Source organism: Modestobacter caceresii, from assembly GCF_000761485.1.
Taxonomy (GTDB): domain Bacteria; phylum Actinomycetota; class Actinomycetes; order Mycobacteriales; family Geodermatophilaceae; genus Modestobacter; species Modestobacter caceresii.
Genome location: NZ_JPMX01000064.1, coordinates 13,003 through 30,527, shown reverse-complemented (window position 1 = coordinate 30,527; position 17,525 = coordinate 13,003). Strand labels below are relative to the sequence as shown.

The 17,525-nt window shown below is 72.9% G+C and carries 14 protein-coding genes and 1 pseudogene; 11 read left to right on the top strand and 4 right to left on the bottom strand.

Annotated features, from left to right (window positions below):
• Positions 1-45 precede the first annotated feature (45 nt).
• The 3 genes and pseudogenes from IN07_RS14315 (at position 46) to holA (ending at position 4,395) form a co-directional block, all read left to right on the top strand.
• The gene (locus IN07_RS14315) at positions 46-900 is read left to right on the top strand and encodes a ComEA family DNA-binding protein (RefSeq protein ID WP_036336683.1); all 855 of its coding nucleotides are present in this window, start codon (positions 46-48) and stop codon (positions 898-900) included.
• Positions 901-902: 2 nt separating this feature from the next.
• Positions 903-3,059, top strand: a pseudogene (locus tag IN07_RS24755) (ComEC/Rec2 family competence protein); the annotation flags it as partial.
• Positions 3,060-3,390: 331 nt separating this feature from the next.
• Positions 3,391-4,395, top strand: a complete 1,005-nt coding sequence (gene holA / locus IN07_RS25830) for a DNA polymerase III subunit delta (protein ID WP_036336681.1) — start codon at positions 3,391-3,393, stop codon at positions 4,393-4,395.
• Between the two features lie 154 nt (positions 4,396-4,549).
• Here holA and rpsT read toward each other — a convergent pair whose 3' ends face one another.
• On the bottom strand, positions 4,550-4,810 hold the full coding sequence (gene rpsT / locus IN07_RS14300) for a 30S ribosomal protein S20 (protein ID WP_036336679.1): 261 nt from the start codon (positions 4,808-4,810) through the stop codon (positions 4,550-4,552).
• Between the two features lie 211 nt (positions 4,811-5,021).
• Between rpsT and lepA the strand changes: the two genes are divergently transcribed.
• Positions 5,022-6,869, top strand: coding sequence for a translation elongation factor 4 (lepA, locus tag IN07_RS14295; protein ID WP_036336676.1), 1,848 nt, complete (start codon positions 5,022-5,024; stop codon positions 6,867-6,869).
• Positions 6,866-7,534, top strand: a complete 669-nt coding sequence (locus IN07_RS14290) for an MOSC domain-containing protein (RefSeq protein WP_036336674.1) — start codon at positions 6,866-6,868, stop codon at positions 7,532-7,534. The genes lepA and IN07_RS14290 overlap by 4 nt, the downstream gene beginning before the upstream one ends.
• A 4-nt stretch (positions 7,535-7,538) precedes the next feature.
• On the opposite strand, the gene IN07_RS14285 is transcribed toward IN07_RS14290, so the two are convergent.
• The 3 genes from IN07_RS14285 to selD all read right to left on the bottom strand — a co-directional run bounded on the left by IN07_RS14285 (position 7,539) and on the right by selD (position 10,324).
• Positions 7,539-8,504 (bottom strand): zinc-binding dehydrogenase, encoded by a 966-nt coding sequence (locus tag IN07_RS14285; protein ID WP_036336672.1) that lies wholly within the window; start codon positions 8,502-8,504, stop codon positions 7,539-7,541.
• A gap of 68 nt (positions 8,505-8,572) precedes the next feature.
• Positions 8,573-9,151, bottom strand: coding sequence for a hypothetical protein (locus tag IN07_RS14280; RefSeq protein ID WP_036336670.1), 579 nt, complete (start codon positions 9,149-9,151; stop codon positions 8,573-8,575).
• A gap of 165 nt (positions 9,152-9,316) precedes the next feature.
• Entirely contained in the window at positions 9,317-10,324 is a 1,008-nt protein-coding gene (selD, locus tag IN07_RS14275) for a selenide, water dikinase SelD (protein WP_036336668.1), read from the bottom strand.
• A 216-nt stretch (positions 10,325-10,540) separates the two neighbouring features.
• On the opposite strand from selD, the gene IN07_RS14270 reads away from it, so the two are divergent.
• The 6 genes from IN07_RS14270 to IN07_RS26400 all read left to right on the top strand — a co-directional run.
• Complete coding sequence (locus IN07_RS14270; protein ID WP_197058487.1) at positions 10,541-11,518, top strand: LacI family DNA-binding transcriptional regulator; 978 nt, start codon at positions 10,541-10,543, stop codon at positions 11,516-11,518.
• 379 nt (positions 11,519-11,897) lie between these two features.
• Positions 11,898-13,256 (top strand): extracellular solute-binding protein, encoded by a 1,359-nt coding sequence (locus IN07_RS14265; protein WP_197058486.1) that lies wholly within the window; start codon positions 11,898-11,900, stop codon positions 13,254-13,256.
• 137 nt (positions 13,257-13,393) lie between these two features.
• A complete protein-coding gene (locus IN07_RS14260; RefSeq protein ID WP_052091279.1) occupies positions 13,394-14,320 on the top strand; it encodes a carbohydrate ABC transporter permease in 927 nt (308 codons plus the stop codon).
• Positions 14,317-15,240 carry a carbohydrate ABC transporter permease gene (locus IN07_RS14255; RefSeq protein ID WP_063124219.1) on the top strand — a complete coding sequence of 308 codons (924 nt, stop codon included), beginning with the start codon at positions 14,317-14,319 and terminating at the stop codon, positions 15,238-15,240. Before IN07_RS14260 ends, IN07_RS14255 begins: the two co-directional genes overlap by 4 nt.
• Before the next feature lie 138 nt (positions 15,241-15,378).
• Positions 15,379-16,890 carry an arabinosylfuranosidase ArfA gene (gene arfA / locus IN07_RS14250; RefSeq protein WP_036336662.1) on the top strand — a complete coding sequence of 504 codons (1,512 nt, stop codon included), beginning with the start codon at positions 15,379-15,381 and terminating at the stop codon, positions 16,888-16,890.
• Positions 16,891-16,997: 107 nt separating this feature from the next.
• Positions 16,998-17,525, top strand: a 528-nt coding sequence (locus IN07_RS26400) for an ABC transporter ATP-binding protein (protein ID WP_231558380.1), incomplete at its 3' end; no start/stop codon positions are given.

Sequence of the window (17,525 nt, the reverse complement as noted above, 5' to 3'; positions counted from 1 at the left end):
CGCGGCCCTCGTCGGGGGCAGCGCCGGCTCCCTAGCGTCCCTGCCGTGCGCCCTCCTGCCCGTCGCAGCGACGACTCCGACGTCATCCGGGCCCGGCTCCGGGCACTGCTGGCGGAGGGGCAGCCCGGCGGCTGGGTCCCCGACGCGGACGAGCCGGGTGCACCGTCCGGCCACGACGGCGGCTGGCCGGAGGACGAGGACGACCGGGCGACCCAGCCCGTCGAGCCCGCTCACCTGCCCGCGGGGCTGGGCCGGCACCGCGCACCCGGGCGTGCCGCGCGGGTCGACCCCGGTCGTCCGGGCGCCTGGGCGCTGTGGGGAGTCGCGGTGCTGGCGGCGGTCGTCGTCGTCGGCTGGACCTGGGTCGCCCGGCCGGTCGTCGACCAGGTGCCGGCCGCTGCCTCGAGCGGTGCCGCGGTGGCCACCGACAGCCCGGTGCCACCTGCCTCGACTGTCCCGGCACCCGGCGCACCGACCGGCACGGTCGTGGTCTCGGTCGTCGGGTCGGTCGGCAGCCCGGGCCTGGTCACGCTGCCGGCGGGGGCGCGGGTGGCCGATGCGCTGGCCGCGGCCGGCGGGCTGTTGCCCGAGGCCGACCCGGCGTCGGTGAACGCGGCTGCCGTGGTCACCGACGGCCAGCAGATCGCCGTCGGGGTGCCCGGGGCGGTGGCCGGCGCGGAGCCGACCGGCGGCGCGGCGGTGGGCGGGGTCCTGTTGGACCTGAACACCGCGACCGTCGCGGAACTGGACGCGTTGCCGGGGATCGGCCCCGTGCTCGCCCAGCGGATCGTCGACCACCGCTCCGCACACGGGCCGTTCACCAGCGTCGACCGGCTGGACGACGTCAGCGGCATCGGCCCGGCGATCTTCGCCGACCTGGCCGAGCGGGTGCGGGTCTGACCATGCCACCGCCGGGTACCCGGCGCCCGGTCCACCGGGCGCCTTCGACGGAGCGGTGGTCGTGGCTCGACCTCCGACTCGTCCCACCCGCGGCCACCGTGTGGGTGCTGACCCTGCTGGCACCCCAGCTGCCCGCCGGGCTGCTCCTCACCCTCGCGGTGGTCGCGGCCCTCGGTGCCGCTGGTCTGCTGCTGTCCGGCGGCCCCGGGCGGGTGGGCACGCTCCGAGGGGTCGCGGCCCGCGGCGTCGTCATCGGCTGCCTGGCCGCGGTCACCGTCACCGGGGCCACCGCGGCGGTCCGGGCCCAGGCTCGGGCGGCGTCACCCCTGCTGGCGCTCGCCGACCGCGGATCGGTCGTCGAGGTGGTCATGGAGCTGACCGACGACCCGCGGCCGGTGGTCGGTGCCGGACCGGCCCGGGTGCTCGTCGACGGGACCGTCTCCCAGGCCGCCGGCCGGATCGTGGCCGGCGACCCGGTGCTGCTCTTCGGCACGGCAGAGGAGTGGGCCGGGCTGCTCCCCGGTCAGTCGGTGCGCCTCCACGTCCTGGTGCGCCCTGCGGAGCCCGGGGACGATGTCGTGGCCGTGCTGTCGGCGCGGTCACCGCCCGATCCGATCGGTGGGCCGGGTGTCGTGCAGGACGCGGCCGGGTCCCTGCGCGCCGGGCTGACCGACTCGGCTGCCCGCACCCTGCCCGACCGCCCCGCCGGCCTGCTCCCCGGCCTGGTCGTGGGCGACACCAGCGCCATGGACCCCGCCCTGGTGGAGGAGTTCCGGGTCGCGGGCCTGGCGCACCTGACGGCCGTCTCCGGGGCCAACGTGGCGATCGTGGTGGCGCTGGTGTTGTGGCCGCTGCGGGCCCGGGCCGTCGACCGGCGGTGGCAGGCGCTGGCCGCGGGTCTGGCGATCGCCGGGTTCGTCGTCCTCGCCCGCCCGGGGGCCAGCGTGTTGCGGGCCGCGGCCATGGGCGCGGTGGCGGTGCTGGCGCTGGCCTCCGGCCGGGCCCGTGCCGCGGTCCCGGCGCTGGCGTTCACCGTCCTGGTGCTGCTGCTCCTCGCGCCGGGGCTGGCGACCGATCCCGGGTTCGGGCTCTCGGTCTCCGCCACGGCGGCGATCGTGCTGCTGTCACCGGGCTGGTCCCGGGCGCTCCGCCGGCACCGCGCGCCCCGGCCGCTGGCCGATGCCGTCGCGGTCAGTGCGGCCGCCGGCGTGGTCACCGCACCTCTGATCGCCGGCCTCTCCGGGCTGGTCAGCCTGGTGTCCCTGCCGGCCAACCTGCTGGCCGCGCCCGCGGTGGCCCCGGCGACCGTGCTGGGCGTGCTGGCCGCCCTGGTGTCGCCCGCAGCGCCCTGGCTGGCCGACGGGCTCACCTGGCTCGCCGGTTGGCCGGTGCGCTGGCTGGTCGTCGTCGCCGAGCGCGCCGCGGCCGTGCCCGACGGTGCCACCGGCTGGCCGGTCGGCGCCCGGGGCGCGGTCCTGCTGGCCGTCGTCCTGACCGGCGTGGTCGGGGCGCTGTGGCGCTGGCCCCGGCTGCGTCCGCTGGCGCTGGCCGCCGTGGTGGGGGTCGTGCTCATCGGCTGGCCGCTGCGCCAGCTCAGCCGGGGTTGGCCGCTGGCGGACACGGTCGTGGTGGCCTGCGACGTCGGCCAGGGTGATGCGCTCGTGCTGCCGACCGGTCCGGGCGAGGCGGTGCTGGTCGACGCGGGGCCGGACCCGGCCCTCATCGACGGCTGCCTGCGCCGACTCGGGGTGGCGCGGCTGCCGCTGGTCCTGCTCTCGCACCTGGACGCCGACCACGTGGGTGGGCTGGCCGGCGCGCTGGCCGGGCGGGACGTCGGTGAGGTGGCCACCGGGACGCTGGCGCCCGACGACGAACGGGTCCCCCAGCTGGGCCGGGCGGTGGCCGGGGCGGCTGCGCGCCACGCGGTCCTCGTGCCGGGCGATCGGCGCACGGTCGGCAGCGCCGACCTCGAGGTGCTGGCTCCCGATCCGGCCGAGGCCGTCGCCGGGGCAGAGCCCAACGACCTGAGCCTCGTCGTCCGGGCCACCCAGCGCGGAGTCCGGGTGCTGCTCACCGGGGACCTCGGCGCGGAGGCGGAGGCGCGCCTGGTGGCGGCGGGCCTCGACCTGGGCGCCGAGGTGTTCAAGGTGCCCCACCACGGCAGCGCGGACGCCGATCCGGGCTTCCTCGCCGCCAGCGGGGCGGCCGTCGCGCTGATCTCGGTGGGCGCCGACAACAGCTACGGCCACCCGACCCGGCGGCTGCTGGACTGGCTGGCCGACGCCGGGATGCGCACCCACCGGACCGACCGGGACGGCGATGTCGCGGTGGTCGGCCGGGCGGGGGAGTGGGGAGTGGCGGTGCGGGGGCCGGACGACGTGCTGCGCGCCACCGCTGCGGCCGACCCACCCGCGGCGGGCACGCCGGGTGCGCCGCGACCGGGCGCGGGAGCGCACGGGACCCGTCGGCGCCGCGTGGCAGCATGGCCCCGTGGCAACAGCGGCACCTCCGGCTCCGACGTCCCGGCTCCGGGTCGTGGTGGGCGAGGAGGAGCTGCTGCGCGCGCGGGCGGTCTCCGCCGTGCGCGCGGCGGTCCGCGAGCGCCACCCCGACAGCGAGGAGCACGAGCTCCCCGCGGCCGGGCTGGCGGTCGGCCAGCTGGCCGACGTGCTCGCGCCCTCCCTGTTCGGTGGACACCGGCTGGTGGTCGTCACCGGGGTGCAGGAGTCCGCGGCGGCGCTGGCCGACTCGCTGGTGAGCTACACCAAGGAGCCTGACCCGGAGCTCACGCTGGTCGTCGTGCACAACGGCGGGAAGCGCAACGACGCCCTGCTGAAAGCGTTCAAGGCGGCCGGAGCGGCGGTCGACGAGTGCCCGAAGATCAGCTCGGCGGGGGAGCGGGTCGCCTTCGTGCGCAACGAGGTGCGGTTCGCCGGCGGCAAGATCACCCCGGATGCGGTGACCGCGTTGCTGGAGGCGGTGGGCAATGACCTCCGCGGGCTGTCGGCCGCCGCCAGCCAGCTGGTGTCGGACTTCGGTGGGGTCATCGACGCCGACGCCGTCGCTCGCTTCCACCGGGGCCAGGCCGAGGTCACCGGGTTCACCGTCGCCGAACGGGTTCTGGTCGGTGACATGGCCGGCTCGGTGGAGATGCTGCGGTGGGCGCTGGACCGCGGGGTGGCCCACGTGCTGGTCGCCGACGCGCTGGCCGACGGGGTGCGCACTGCGGCCCGGGTCGCCTCGCTGAACACCACCAACATCGGTGAGCTGGCCCGCCAGCTCAAGCTCCCGCCGTGGAAGGTGAAGAAGGCGCAGGCGCAGGCGCGGGGCTGGAGCATCGACGGGCTGCAGCAGGCGATCGGGGTGGTCGCCGAGCTCAACGCCGACGTGAAGGGCGCTGCCGCCAGCGCCGACTACGCGCTGGAACGGGCGGTCCGCCGGATCGTGGGCATCCGCGCGGCCTCGGCCGGCGGTCGGGCCCGCGCGCTGCGCTGACGTCCCGGGCTCACCGACCGTCCACCCCGGCCCGGCGTCGTCGCCGACGGCTCGCTCGGTCGGAGCTGGGTACCCGGAGGACGAGACGGGTCCAGAGACGCGACGAGCCCCCTCCCGGCAGGGAGGGGGCTCGTCGCGGAGCGGTGCGCGCAGCTCAGAGGCTGGCGACCTTCTTGGCCAGCGCCGACTTGCGGTTCGCAGCCTGGTTCTTGTGGATGACGCCCTTGCTGGCGGCCTTGTCCAGCGCCTTCGAAGCGGTCGCGAGGGCGGCCTCGGCCGCTGCCTTGTCCCCGGCGTCGGCGGCCGTGCGGAAACGCCGCACCTGCGTCTTCAGGGCGGACCGGACAGCGACGTTGCGCTGACGAGCGATCTCGTTGGTCTTGATCCGCTTGATCTGGGACTTGATGTTCGCCACGCGTGAGCCTCGGATGTGTCGCAGGGAGGTGTACTTCTGACAGTGCGTCCACGGCACAACGAAGCGCAGCGCGGACCGGCCTCACAAGATACCAGCCCGCCGTCGGTGACCCAACCGGGCAGGCGCAGGGCGGCTGCTCCGGAGGCGCCGGACGACGTCGTCCCGGGCAATCGCTCTACCGGGGCGGAGTCCGTGGGACGATGGGCGCACTGTGACGACTCCTGCCTCCACCGATCCCGCCCGGATCCGGAACTTCTGCATCATCGCCCACATCGACCACGGCAAGTCGACGCTGGCCGACCGCATGCTCGAGGTCACCGGGCTCGTCGAGGGGCGCAACATGCGCGCCCAGTACCTCGACCGGATGGACATCGAGCGCGAGCGCGGCATCACCATCAAGGCGCAGAACGTCCGCCTGCCCTGGACGCCCCGCACCGGCGACGACACCGGCACCGAGTTCGTGCTCGACATGATCGACACCCCGGGCCACGTCGACTTCACCTACGAGGTCTCCCGCTCGCTGGCCGCCTGCGAGGGCGCCGTCCTGCTCGTCGACGCCGCCCAGGGCATCGAGGCCCAGACGCTGGCCAACCTCTACCTGGCGCTGGAGAACGACCTCACGATCATCCCGGTGCTCAACAAGATCGACCTGCCCGCGGCGCAGCCGGAGAAGTACGCCGCGGAGATCGCGCACATCATCGGCTGCGACCCCGACGACGTGCTGCGGGTCAGCGGCAAGACCGGGCAGGGCGTGCCGGAGCTGCTCGACCGGATCGTGCAGGAGATCCCCCCGCCGACCGGCGACGCCGATGGCCCCGCCCGGGCGATGATCTTCGACTCGGTCTACGACATCTACCGCGGCGTCATCACCTACGTGCGCGTCGTCGACGGCCGGATCTCCGCCCGGGACAAGATCAAGATGATGTCGACGGGTGCCACGCACGAGCTCCTGGAGATCGGCGTCATCGCACCCGAGCCCAAGCAGGTCGCGAGCCTGGGCATCGGCGAGGTCGGCTACTTCATCACCGGTGTGAAGGACGTCCGCCAGTCCCGCGTCGGTGACACCGTCACCCTCCAGCACAAGCCGGCGACCGAGTCGATCGGCGGCTACCGCGATCCGAAGCCGATGGTCTACTCCGGGCTCTACCCGATCGACGGCAGCGACTACCCGCTGCTGCGGGAGGCGCTGGACAAGCTGCTGCTCAACGACGCCGCGCTGACCTACGAGCCGGAGACGTCGGCGGCCCTGGGCTTCGGCTTCCGGGTCGGCTTCCTGGGCCTGCTGCACCTGGAGATCGTCCGCGAGCGGCTGGAACGCGAGGCGGGCATCAGCCTGATCTCCACCGCACCCAACGTGGTGTACCGGGTGGTCATGGAGGACGGCTCCGAGATCACGGTGACCAACCCCAGTGACTGGCCGGGCGGCAAGCTGGGCACGATCTACGAGCCGATCGTCAAGGCGACGATCATCGCGCCGAGCGACTACACCGGCGTGATCATGGAGCTCTGCCAGGGCCGTCGCGGCCAGCTCGGTGGCATGGACTACCTGTCGGAGTCCCGGGTCGAGCTGCGCTACACGCTGCCGCTCGGCGAGATCATCTTCGACTTCTTCGACGCACTGAAGTCGCGCACCCGCGGCTACGCCTCCCTTGACTACGCGGAGGCGGGGGAGCAGGAGTCGAAGCTGGTGAAGGTCGACATCCTGCTGCAGGGCGAGGCCGTCGACGCCTTCTCCGCGATCGTGCACGCCGACAAGGCCTACAGCTACGGCGTGCTGATGGCCGGCAAGCTCCGTGAGCTCATCCCGCGCCAGCAGTTCGAGGTGCCGATCCAGGCCGCCGTCGGTGCCCGGGTGATCGCCCGCGAGACCGTCCGCGCCATCCGCAAGGACGTGCTGGCCAAGTGCTACGGCGGTGACATCAGCCGCAAGCGCAAGCTGCTGGAGAAGCAGAAGGAGGGCAAGAAGCGGATGAAGATGGTCGGCCGCGTCGAGGTCCCCCAGGAGGCCTTCGTGGCCGCGCTCTCCACCAACGAGTCGACCGCCGCCAAGCCGAAGTGACCCGGCGGGTCAGCGGTCGGCTGCTGGCGGTCTGCGTGTCCGGGGCGGACCTGCTGCCGCTGCCCGACAAGCGCCCGAACCGCTCCGGCATCGACAAGAAGCCGGTCGCCGGGCGGGTCGCCGTCCACCCGCTGGGGCTGGAGGGCGACGTCCAGGTCAACCGGAAGCACCACGGCGGGGAGGGGCAGGCGGTCTACGCCTACGCCCAGGCCGACGCCGACTGGTGGGAGGCCGAGCTCGACCGGGAGCTGCCGCCCGGACGGTTCGGCGAGAACCTGCGCACCGCCGGGCTCGACCTGCGCAACGCGGTCATCGGTGAGCAGTGGCAGGTCGGGACGGCGCTCCTCCAGGTGACCGCCTGGCGCACCCCGTGCGCCAACTTCGCCCGGTTCTGGGGCGTGCCCGACCTGGTGAAGCGGTTCGCGGCGCACGGTGCCACCGGCGCCTACCTGCGCGTGCTCGAGACCGGCGACCTGGGCGCGGGCGACGCCGTGGACGTCGTCTCCCGCCCCGACCACGGGATCACCGTGGAGACGGCGTTCCGGATCGTGATGACCGAGAAGGCCCGGCTGCCCGAGCTGACGCCGATCCTGCCGTTCCTCGCGGACAAGGACCGGCCGGTCCTGTCCGCCAAGATCGAGAAGCGGCTCGCCGTTCGGGTCTGACCGGTCAGATCGTGAAGACGATCTTCCCGGCGGTGCGGCCCTCGAGCATCCGTGCGAAGCCGTCGCGGGCCTCCGACAATGGCAGCTCGACGTCGATCTGCGGCCGTACCCCGGTGATCCGGCACATCTGGATCAGGTCGTCCAACTCGTCCCGGGTGCCCATCGTCGAGCCGATCACCGACAGCTGGGTGAAGAACACCCGGTTCAGCTCGGCGCCGGGGTTGAAGCCGGTGGTCGCCCCGCAGGTCACCACCACACCGCCGGGCTTCAGCGACTTGATGCTGTGGCTCCAGGTGGCCTCGCCGACGGTCTCCATCACGCCGTCCACCCGCTGGGGCAGCCGGGCGCCGGTCTCGAACGCCTGGTCCGCCCCCAGCGCGAGCGCCGCCGCCCGCTTCTCCTCGCTGCGGCCGGTGACCCAGACCCGGTAGCCGGCTGCGCTGCCGAGCTTGATCAGCGCCGTGGCCACGCCACCGCTGGCCCCCTGCACGAGGACCGTGGACCCGGGGCGCAGCCCGGAGCGGACGAACAGCATCCGGTAGGCGGTCAGCCAGGCGGTGGGCAGGCAGGCCGCCTCGGCGAAGGAGAGCTCGGCCGGCTTGGGGACGACGTTCCGCTTCGGGACGACGACCCGCTCGGCCATCGTCCCCTGGTGCACCTCGGAGAACAGCGACCGCTTCGGGTCCATCGTCTCGTCACCGGTCCAGCCCGGGCTGGCGACGACGCCGTGCACCACGACCTCGTTGCCGTCCGGGTCGGTGCCGGCCGCGTCGGTGCCCAGGATCATCGGCATCCGCTCCTGCGGCAGGCCGATGCCCTGGAGGCTGAACAGGTCGTGGTGGTTCAGCGAGACGGCCTTCACCTGGACCGTCGTCCAGCCCTCCGGGGCTTCCGGCTCCGGCCGGTCACCGACCTCCAGCACGGAGAGCGGGTCCTCAGGGGCGGGGGTGGCGACGAACGCAGCGAGCATGAGCGGACGCTAACCGAGTGCCGCCGGCGCTGCGACGTGGGTCACCCCCGCCCCCGGGGGTGGTCCGCTCAGCAGGTGACCCGTTCCTGCCGGATGTCGGCGTCGTCCGGCGCGTTGAGGGTGAGCACCGCCGACCCGACGCCGGGCACCACGGCGAGCATGCCGCCGGTGACCCGGGCCGGGCGGACCTGCAAGGTGACGGTGCAGCCCATCTCGTCGGTCCAGGAGTGCTCGGTGACCTCGCCCTGTCCGGTCCAGGCCAGGTGCACGACGGCGTACCCCCGCACCGTGCCCTCCGCGGAGCCGCAGTCGTAGCGGAGCCAGCCGGTGGCCCGTGCGGACGCCAATCCGGTCACCTGCGCCGGCACCGAGCCCTCGGTGAGGCACTCGTAGCCCCCGATGAACACCTCGCCCCGGGCGAACGCCGGCACGCCGGCCGGTGCGTAGGCCTCGAACAGGCTCTCCGCGCCGCCCTCGCCGGTCCGGTTCTCGCCGTACAGCAGGGCGGTGGCGTAGCCGATGGCACTGTCCGGCGGCCCGCTCCCGGAGTCCGGGCCGGGCGGCGCTGCCGCGGCCGGGCCGGCCCCCAGCAGGAGCAGCGCCAGCCCGGTGCTGCCGCAGATCCAGGATCGTGTCGTCGTCCGCATGACCTGCCCTCTCGACGGGCCGGTCGATCAGCGGGCCGCCTCGTCGCGGGCCGCGGGCCCGCCGGGAGGATGGCAGTGGTCGGGGCCGGTCGGGGACGTCGTCCGGCGCGGGAGCGACTGGTCGCCCGGCGCGTCGCCGGGGACACGCTGGGCGCCCCCTGGAGCTCAGCGGACGACGACGGCGAACTCCTGCTGGGCGACGAACTCACCGATCACCGGGGCGCCGGGCACCTCGCCGCCGAGCAGCAGCCCGCCGGAGGTCTGCGCGTCGGCCAGCAGGAGCGCCTCGTCCTCGCCGACCGCCGACAGGTCGGCGTGCGGACGCACCCAGTCCAGGTTCCGCCGGGTGCCGCCGGAGACCCAGCCGTCGGCCAGCGCCTGCCGGGCCCCGGCCAGGTAGGGGACGGCGGCGGCGTCGACCACCGCGGTCACCCCGCTGGCGCGGGCCATCTTGTAGAGGTGGCCGAGCAGGCCGAAGCCGGTGACGTCGGTGCCCGCCCTGATCCCGGCGGCGACGGCGGCCACCGACGCCTCGGCGTTGAGCGCGGTCATCGAGGCGACCGCCTCCGCCGACACCTCGCCGGTGTTCTTGTGCCGGCTGTTCAGCACGCCCACGCCCAGCGGCTTGGTCAGCGACAGCGCCGTCCCCGCGACGGCGGCGTCGTTGCGGATCAGCCGGTCCAGGTCGACCAGGCCGGTGACCGCCATGCCGTACTTCGGCTCGGGGTCGTCGATGGAGTGGCCGCCGCCGACGTGACAGCCGGCCTCGTGCGCGACCTCGAGGCCGCCGCGCAGCACCTCCGCGGCCAGCTCGGCCGGCAGCACGTCCCGCGGCCAGCCCAGCAGGTTCACCGCCATGACCGGGATGCCGCCCATCGCGTAGACGTCGGAGAGCGCGTTGGCCGCGGCGATCCGGCCGAAGGTGTACGCGTCGTCGACGACCGGGGTGAAGAAGTCGGTGGTGAGCACCAGCCCCTGGCCGCCGGCGATCCGCACCACGGCGGCGTCGTCCCCGTCGTCCAGGCCGACGACCAGCTCGGCCGCGGGGTGGGTCGGGCCGGTGGCGGTGAGCCCGGCGACGACCGCCTCGAGCTCGCCGGGCGGGATCTTGCAGGCGCAGCCGCCACCGTGCGCGTACTGGGTCAGCCGGACGGGCGGTGCAGTGGCGGTCACGGTCGTCGAATCTATGCCGCCGCCCGGCGGACGGGCTCGGCGCCGTCACCCGAGGGTGTGCGGCGCCACGTCCGGGGTCCCCGGGGACGTCGCGCTGTGGCAGTCTCCCGGAGGACCAGAGCGCCGAGGCCGGGAACCCCCCGGGTCTGCCGAGTCAGCGCCGGAGGGCCTGGTCGCAACGGGAGGAACGGGCACGTGGTCGCCACACTGCACGACGTGGCCCGCCTTGCGGGGGTCTCCTTCAAGACGGTGTCGAACGTGGTGAACGACTACCCGCACGTCCGCCCCAGCACCCGGCAGCGCGTGCAGGAGGCCATCGCGGAGCTGGGGTACCAGCCGAACCTATCCGCGCGCAGCCTCCGGTCGGGCCGCAGCGACGCGATCAGCCTCGCCGTCCCCGAGCTGCGGCTGCCCTACTTCGCCGAGCTCGCCGACGAGGTGATCCGGGCGGCCGAGCGCCGGGGCCTGGTCGTCCTCATCGAGCAGACCAACCGGGACCGCAAACGGGAGCTCGACCTGCTCGGCAGCGCCCGGCTCCGGATGGTCGACGGGCTGCTGTTCAGCCCGCTGGGGCTCAGCGCCGAGGACGCCGCGCTGGTCGAGATCGACACCCCGCTGGTGCTGCTCGGGGAACGCCTCTTCCACCCCTCCGTCGACCACGTGACCATGCAGAACGTGGCGGCCGCACGGGCCGCCACCGAGCACCTCCTCGCCCGCGGTCGCCGGCGCATCGCGGTCGTCGGGTCCCACCCCGGCGAGGTGATCGGCTCGGCCGGGCTGCGGCTGCAGGGGTACCGGGCGGCGCTCGACGCGGCGGGCATCCCGTTCGACGAGCGACTGCTGGGCCCCGCCGAGCTGTGGCACCGCCGGGAGGGTGCCGAGGCGGCGCAGGCGCTGATCACCTCCGGGGTGGACTTCGACGCCGTGTTCGCCTTCAACGACACCCTCGCCCTGGGGGCCATGCACGCCCTGATCGCGGCCGGCCGGCGGGTCCCCGACGACGTCGCGGTGATCGGCTTCGACAACACCGACGACGGCATGTTCTCCCAGCCGACGCTCACCACCGTCGACCCGGGGCGCCGGGAGATCGCCGAGCGGGCCGTCGAGGCGGTCGTGCAGCGGATCGCCGACCGGGGCATCGCCCCGCAGCACGTGGAAGTGGGCTACTCGATCGTCCAGCGCGAGTCGACCTGAGGCCTGGATCGCCGGGCGTCCGGTCCGGGCGCCGTCCCCGGGACGAGCGCTCGAGCCGGTCGCTCGGGCGGTCCGGCGGCGTGCCCGCCTGCCACGTCGGCGCGTTGCGAAGTGCCCTCTTGACACCGGTCGTGGGATGGACCACATTGCTCTTCACAACGTTGTAGAAGGTGCTCCACGGCACAGTCGCCAACGTGTGCGGCGCTCCGGCGCCTTCTCCCGGTCACCACCCAGCGACCGGGTGGACCTGCGCGCGGCGCTGGGCGACACCCTCGCCCACTGCAGCTCGTCGCACCTCGCTCCACCGGGAGCCGGACGTGCAGCCGGCTCCAGCCACCGACGACGGCGTCCGTGGCCGTCACTCCGAGAGGGACCTCCCGTGAACAAGAAGATCATGACCGCACTGTTCGGTGCGGGGACCGTCATGACCAGCCTCACCGCCTGTGGCGGCGGCGGGGACGGCGAGGCCGCCGCCAGCGGCGGCGGCGGTGGGTCGTGCAGCGTGCCGATCGCCAACGCGGACGCGCCGGTCGTCTCCGTGTGGGCGTGGTACCCGAACATGAAGACGGTGGTGGAGAACTTCAACGACACCCACACCGACGTGCAGGTCTGCCTCACCAACGCCGGCCAGGGGGCCGACGAGTACGCCAAGTTCCAGACCGCCGTCTCGGCCGGCCGCGGCGCCCCGGACGTGATCATGCTCGAGACCGACACCGTCCCGGTCTTCGCCCTGCAGGAGGCGCTGGTCGACCTGAGCGAGCACGGCGCCAGCGAGGTCGAGGGCAACTTCGGCGAGGGTGCCTGGCGCGACGTCTCCAGCGGCGATGCGGTGTACGGCATCCCGATCGACGGTGGCCCGATGGCGATGATGTACCGCCAGGACGTCTTCGACCAGTACGGCATCACCCCGCCCACCACCTGGGACGAGTACCGGGCCGCGGCGGAGGAGCTGAAGGCGGCCGGTGGGCCGCTGATGGGCGACCTCCCGGCGAACGTCCCGGCCCCCACCGTGGCGCTGATGCAGCAGAACGGCGCGGAGCCGTGGACCTACGACTCGGCGAACCCGACCGAGCTGGAGATCGACCTCAACAGCCCGGAGAGCAAGGAGGTGCTGGACTACTGGGCCGGCCTGGTCGAGGACGGGCTCATCGGCACCCAGGACCAGTTCACCACCGAGTACATCTCCGGTGCGATCAACGGCGACTACGCCACCTACATCTCCGCCGCCTGGGCGCCCGGCTACCTGACCGGCGCCGGCGCGGGTGAGGGCGCGGACGCGGGCACCTGGCGCGTCGCCCCGCTGCCGCAGTGGGACCCGGCCAACCCCGTCTCGGTCAACTGGGGTGGTTCGGTCCTCGCGGTGACCAGCCAGGCGGAGGACCCGGAGCTGGCCGCGCAGGTGGCGATGGAGCTCTACGCCGACGAGCCGTCGCTGACCGACGGGTGGACGTCGCAGACGATCTTCCCGCTGAACCAGTCGGTGCTGAACTCGCAGGAGTTCATCGACCACCAGTCGGACTTCTTCGACGGCCAGACGGCCAACAAGGACGTCTACATCCCGGCGGCGAACGCCTACGAGGGGTCGACCTACAGCCCCTTCGGCACCACGTTCTACGCGCAGTTCACCGAGGAGATCGCCGCCATCAACGCCGGTGAGAAGACCGGCTCGGAGGCGCTGGACGACCTGCAGGCGGAGATGGAGGCCTACGCCGAGCAGCAGGGCTTCACCCTCAACTGAGGCGGTCGGCCCAGCCGGACGACTCCGTCCGGTCCCGGAGGGGGCGCAGCGCCCCCTCCGGGACCGGACACCCCCACCTCCCCAGGACGAACGAGAGCGAGACGGTGATGGCAACGCTGGACACGGCAGAACGGCCGGTGCCTCCGCCGGCAGGCGCCACGGCGGTCACCGGACGGCGGGGCACACCCCGGCGCAAGCGGCGGGGCAACCGGATGGTCGGCTGGCTGTTCCTGGCCCCGTTCGCCGTGGTCTTCCTGCTGTTCCTGGTCGGCCCGCTGGTGTACGCCTTCTACCTCAGCCTCTTCACCAACGGCCTGGCCACGGGCGAGGAGTTCGCCGGACTGGCCAACTACAGCCGGGCCTTCACCGACCCGGCGTTCCTGTCCGGCGTCTGGTTCGTCGTGCGCTTCGCCATCGTGGTCATCCCGGCCCAGATGCTGGTCGCACTGGTCGCCGCGCTGGTGCTCGACTCGCTCACCAGCCGCTTCGCCAAGTTCTCCCGGCTCATGATCTTCGTGCCCTACGCGATCCCCGCCGTCATCGGCGCAGTGCTGTGGGGCTTCCTGTACAGCCCGAACTTCGGGCCGCTGGAGCAGCTGTTCGGGGAGAGCGCACCGTTCCTGCTGAGCCCGGACAACCTGTTCTACGGGCTGACGAACGTGGTGACCTGGCAGTGGGCCGGCTACTACATGATCATCATCTACGCGGCGCTGCAGGGGATCGACCCGGCCATCTACGAGGCCGCCCGGATGGACGGCGCGAAGGCCTGGCAGATCGCCACCCGGATCAAGATCCCGATGATCAGCGCGGCGCTCGTCCTGATCCTGGTGTTCGCCGTCATCGGCACCCTGCAGTTCTTCACCGAGCCACAGGTGCTGCTGCCGATCTCCAACGGGTCGATCACCACCGACATCACCCCGAACGTCTACGCCTTCAACCTGGCGTTCCGGTTCGCCCAGTTCAACTACGCCTCGGCCATCTCCTTCGCCCTGGGCATCGTGGTGTTCATCGGCGTCTACGTCTTCCTCTTCCTGACCCGCAAGCGTGGGGGGTTCCTCAAGTGAGCGTCCTGTCCAGCCCCGTCCGCGCCGACGACGCGGTCGACGCCCCCCGGGAGCGCCGTGCCCGACGCCCGCGTCGGCGTCGTACCGGCTCGCACCTGTTCCTGGCCTTCCTCGTCCTCTACTTCGTGCTGCCGCTGTGGTTCCTCGTCGTGGCCAGCACCAAGACCCCCGGCGGGCTGTTCAACTCGCCGAACGGTGCCCTGTGGTTCGGGGAGGACTTCGCCCTCTTCGACAACCTCTCGACGCTGTTCACCTACAACGACGGCATCTACCTCAGGTGGCTCGGCAACTCGCTGCTCTACGCCTTCGGTGGCGGCATCGGGGCCACCGTCCTGGCCGTGCTCGCCGGGTACGCGTTCGCCAAGTTCGACTTCCCGGGCCGCCGGGTGTCCTTCGCGCTGCTGCTCGGCGCGGTGATGGTGCCGATGACCGCGCTGGTCATCCCCACGTTCGTGATGCTGTCGGAGGTCGAGCTCACCAACACCCCGTGGGCGGTGATCCTGCCGTCGATGCTCAGCCCGTTCGGCGTCTACCTGATGCGGGTCTACACCGCCGACGGCGTGCCCGACGAGCTGCTGGACGCGGCCCGGATGGACGGCGCGGGGGAGTTCCGGACGTTCTTCCAGGTCGCGCTGCCCCTCATGCGCCCGGCGATCGTGACGGTGCTGCTGCTGTCGGTCGTGGGCACCTGGAACAACTACTTCCTGCCCCTCGCCGTCCTGTCGGACTCCGAGCTCTTCCCGATCACCGTCGGGATCAACCTCTGGCAGGGGCTCGCCGGGGCCAACAACGGCGGCGGCGTCTCGCTCTACACGCTGATCGTCGTCGGGTCCCTCGTGTCGATCATCCCGCTGATCGCCGCCTTCCTCGGTCTGCAGAGGTACTGGCAGGGCGGCCTGTCCATCGGCAGCCTCAAGTAGCTCCCCGGCGGCCCGCCACCGGGCCCCGGCCGGTGCGGCACACGGCCTCGTGCTGCCCGCCCACCTCCCTCTGACGGACCTGTTCCAGGCCCGTCACCCCACCGCGCGGCCCGGCCGCCCCCACGTCGAGGAACCCCCATGCCCACTGCACAGCTGACGCTCGACCCCCGCTTCACGATCGGAGCCGTCCACCGACGGGTCTTCGGCTCCTTCGTCGAGCACCTGGGCCGCTGCGTCTACGACGGCCTCTACGAGCCCGGCCACCCGACGGCCGACGAGGAGGGCTTCCGGACCGACGTGCTGGAGCTGGTCCGCGAGCTCGGGGTCTCGACCATCCGCTACCCCGGCGGCAACTTCGTCTCCGGCTACCGGTGGGAGGACGGCGTCGGGCCGCGGGAGGACCGGCCGAAGCGCCTGGACCTGGCCTGGCACTCGCTGGAGACCAACCAGGTCGGCCTGCACGAGTTCGCCCGCTGGAACGACAAGGCGGGCAGCGAGCTGATGCTGGCCGTCAACCTCGGCACCCGTGGTGTGCTGGAGGCCCTCGACCTCCTCGAGTACAGCAACGTCCGGTCCGGGTCGGCCCTGTCGGACCAGCGGATCGCCGACGGCACCACGGAGCCCTTCGGCGTGAAGATGTGGTGCCTGGGCAACGAGATGGACGGCCCGTGGCAGCTGGGGCACCGCAGCGCGGAGGACTACGGGAAGATCGCCGCCCAGGCCGCCAAGGCCATGCGCCAGCTGGACCCGTCGGTCGAGCTCGTGGTCTGCGGCAGCTCCAACTCCGCCATGCCCACGTTCGGGGCGTGGGAGCGCACCGTGCTGGAGCACACGTACGAGGACGTCGACTTCATCTCCTGCCACGCCTACTACGCCGAGCGCAACGGCGACCTGGCCGGCTTCCTCGCCTCGGCCGTCGACATGGACCACTTCATCGAGTCCGTCGTCGCCACCGCCGACCACGTCAAGGCGGAGCTGCGCAGCGCCAAGACGATCAACATCGCCTTCGACGAGTGGAACGTCTGGTACCAGGAGCGCTTCCACGCCGAGGATCAGATCACCGACATCGAGCAGTGGCCCTACGCACCGCGGCTGCTCGAGGACGCCTACCACGTCGCCGACGCCGTCGTCGTCGGCAGCCTGCTCATCTCGCTGCTCAAGCACGCCGACCGGGTCACCTCCGCCAGCCTGGCGCAGCTGGTCAACGTCATCGCGCCGATCATGACCGAGCCCGGTGGCCCGGCCTGGCGGCAGACGACGTTCTTCCCCTTCGCGCTGACCTCCCGCCTGGCCCGGGGCAGCGCGCTGCGCGTCGAGCTGTCGAGCGAGACGTACCGCACGACCGAGCACGGCGACGTCCCCCTGGTCGACGCGGTCGCCACCCACGACCCGGAGACCGGCGCCACGGCGGTCTTCCTGGTCAACCGGGCGATCGAGGGGCCGACGACGGTGACCGTCGACGCCCGCAGCCTCGGCGACGTGCGCGTCCTGGAGACGCACACCCTGAACGACGACGACCCCTACGCGGTCAACACCCTGGCCGAGCCGACCCGGGTCGCCCCGGTGACGAACAAGAGCGCCCACCTGCAGGACGGCGTCCTCACCATCGAGCTGCCCCCGGTGTCCTGGACGGCGGTCTCCCTTGGCTGACCCCCGGCCCGCCTGCTCAGCGGCCCCGCCCGCCGAGCACCCGATCTCCTCTCCCTCGTCCGCCTTGCCCGGATCCCCGGCATCCCCGACCACCAGGAGTGCGCCCGATGGCGACCGTCACCTATGACCGAGCGACCCGGCTCTACCCCGGCAGCGACAAGCCGGCGGTCGACCAGCTCGAGCTGCAGATCGAGGACGGCGAGTTCCTGGTCCTCGTCGGCCCCTCCGGGTGCGGCAAGTCGACCTCGCTGCGGATGCTCGCCGGCCTGGAGGAGGTCGACGGCGGCGCGATCCGGATCGGGGACAAGGACGTCACCGACGTCGAGCCGAAGGACCGGGACATCGCGATGGTGTTCCAGAACTACGCGCTCTACCCGCACATGACCGTCGCGGACAACATGGGCTTCGCGCTGAAGATCGCCGGGATGGGCAAGGAGGAGCGCCGCGCCCGGGTGGAGGAGGCGGCCAGGCTGCTGGACCTGGAGCCCTACCTGGACCGCAAGCCGAAGGCACTGTCCGGTGGTCAGCGCCAGCGGGTCGCCATGGGGCGGGCGATCGTGCGCAAGCCGCAGGTCTTCCTGATGGACGAGCCGCTGTCCAACCTCGACGCCAAGCTCCGCGTGCAGACCCGCACC

Coding starts and splice junctions, on each gene's coding strand:
- IN07_RS14285 (WP_036336672.1), bottom strand. CDS start 8,504: ATGCTCGCTGCGTTCGTCGCCACCCCCGCCCCTGAGGACCCGCTCTCC.
- IN07_RS14280 (WP_036336670.1), bottom strand. CDS start 9,151: ATGCGGACGACGACACGATCCTGGATCTGCGGCAGCACCGGGCTGGCG.
- arfA (WP_036336662.1), top strand. CDS start 15,379: ATGCCCACTGCACAGCTGACGCTCGACCCCCGCTTCACGATCGGAGCC.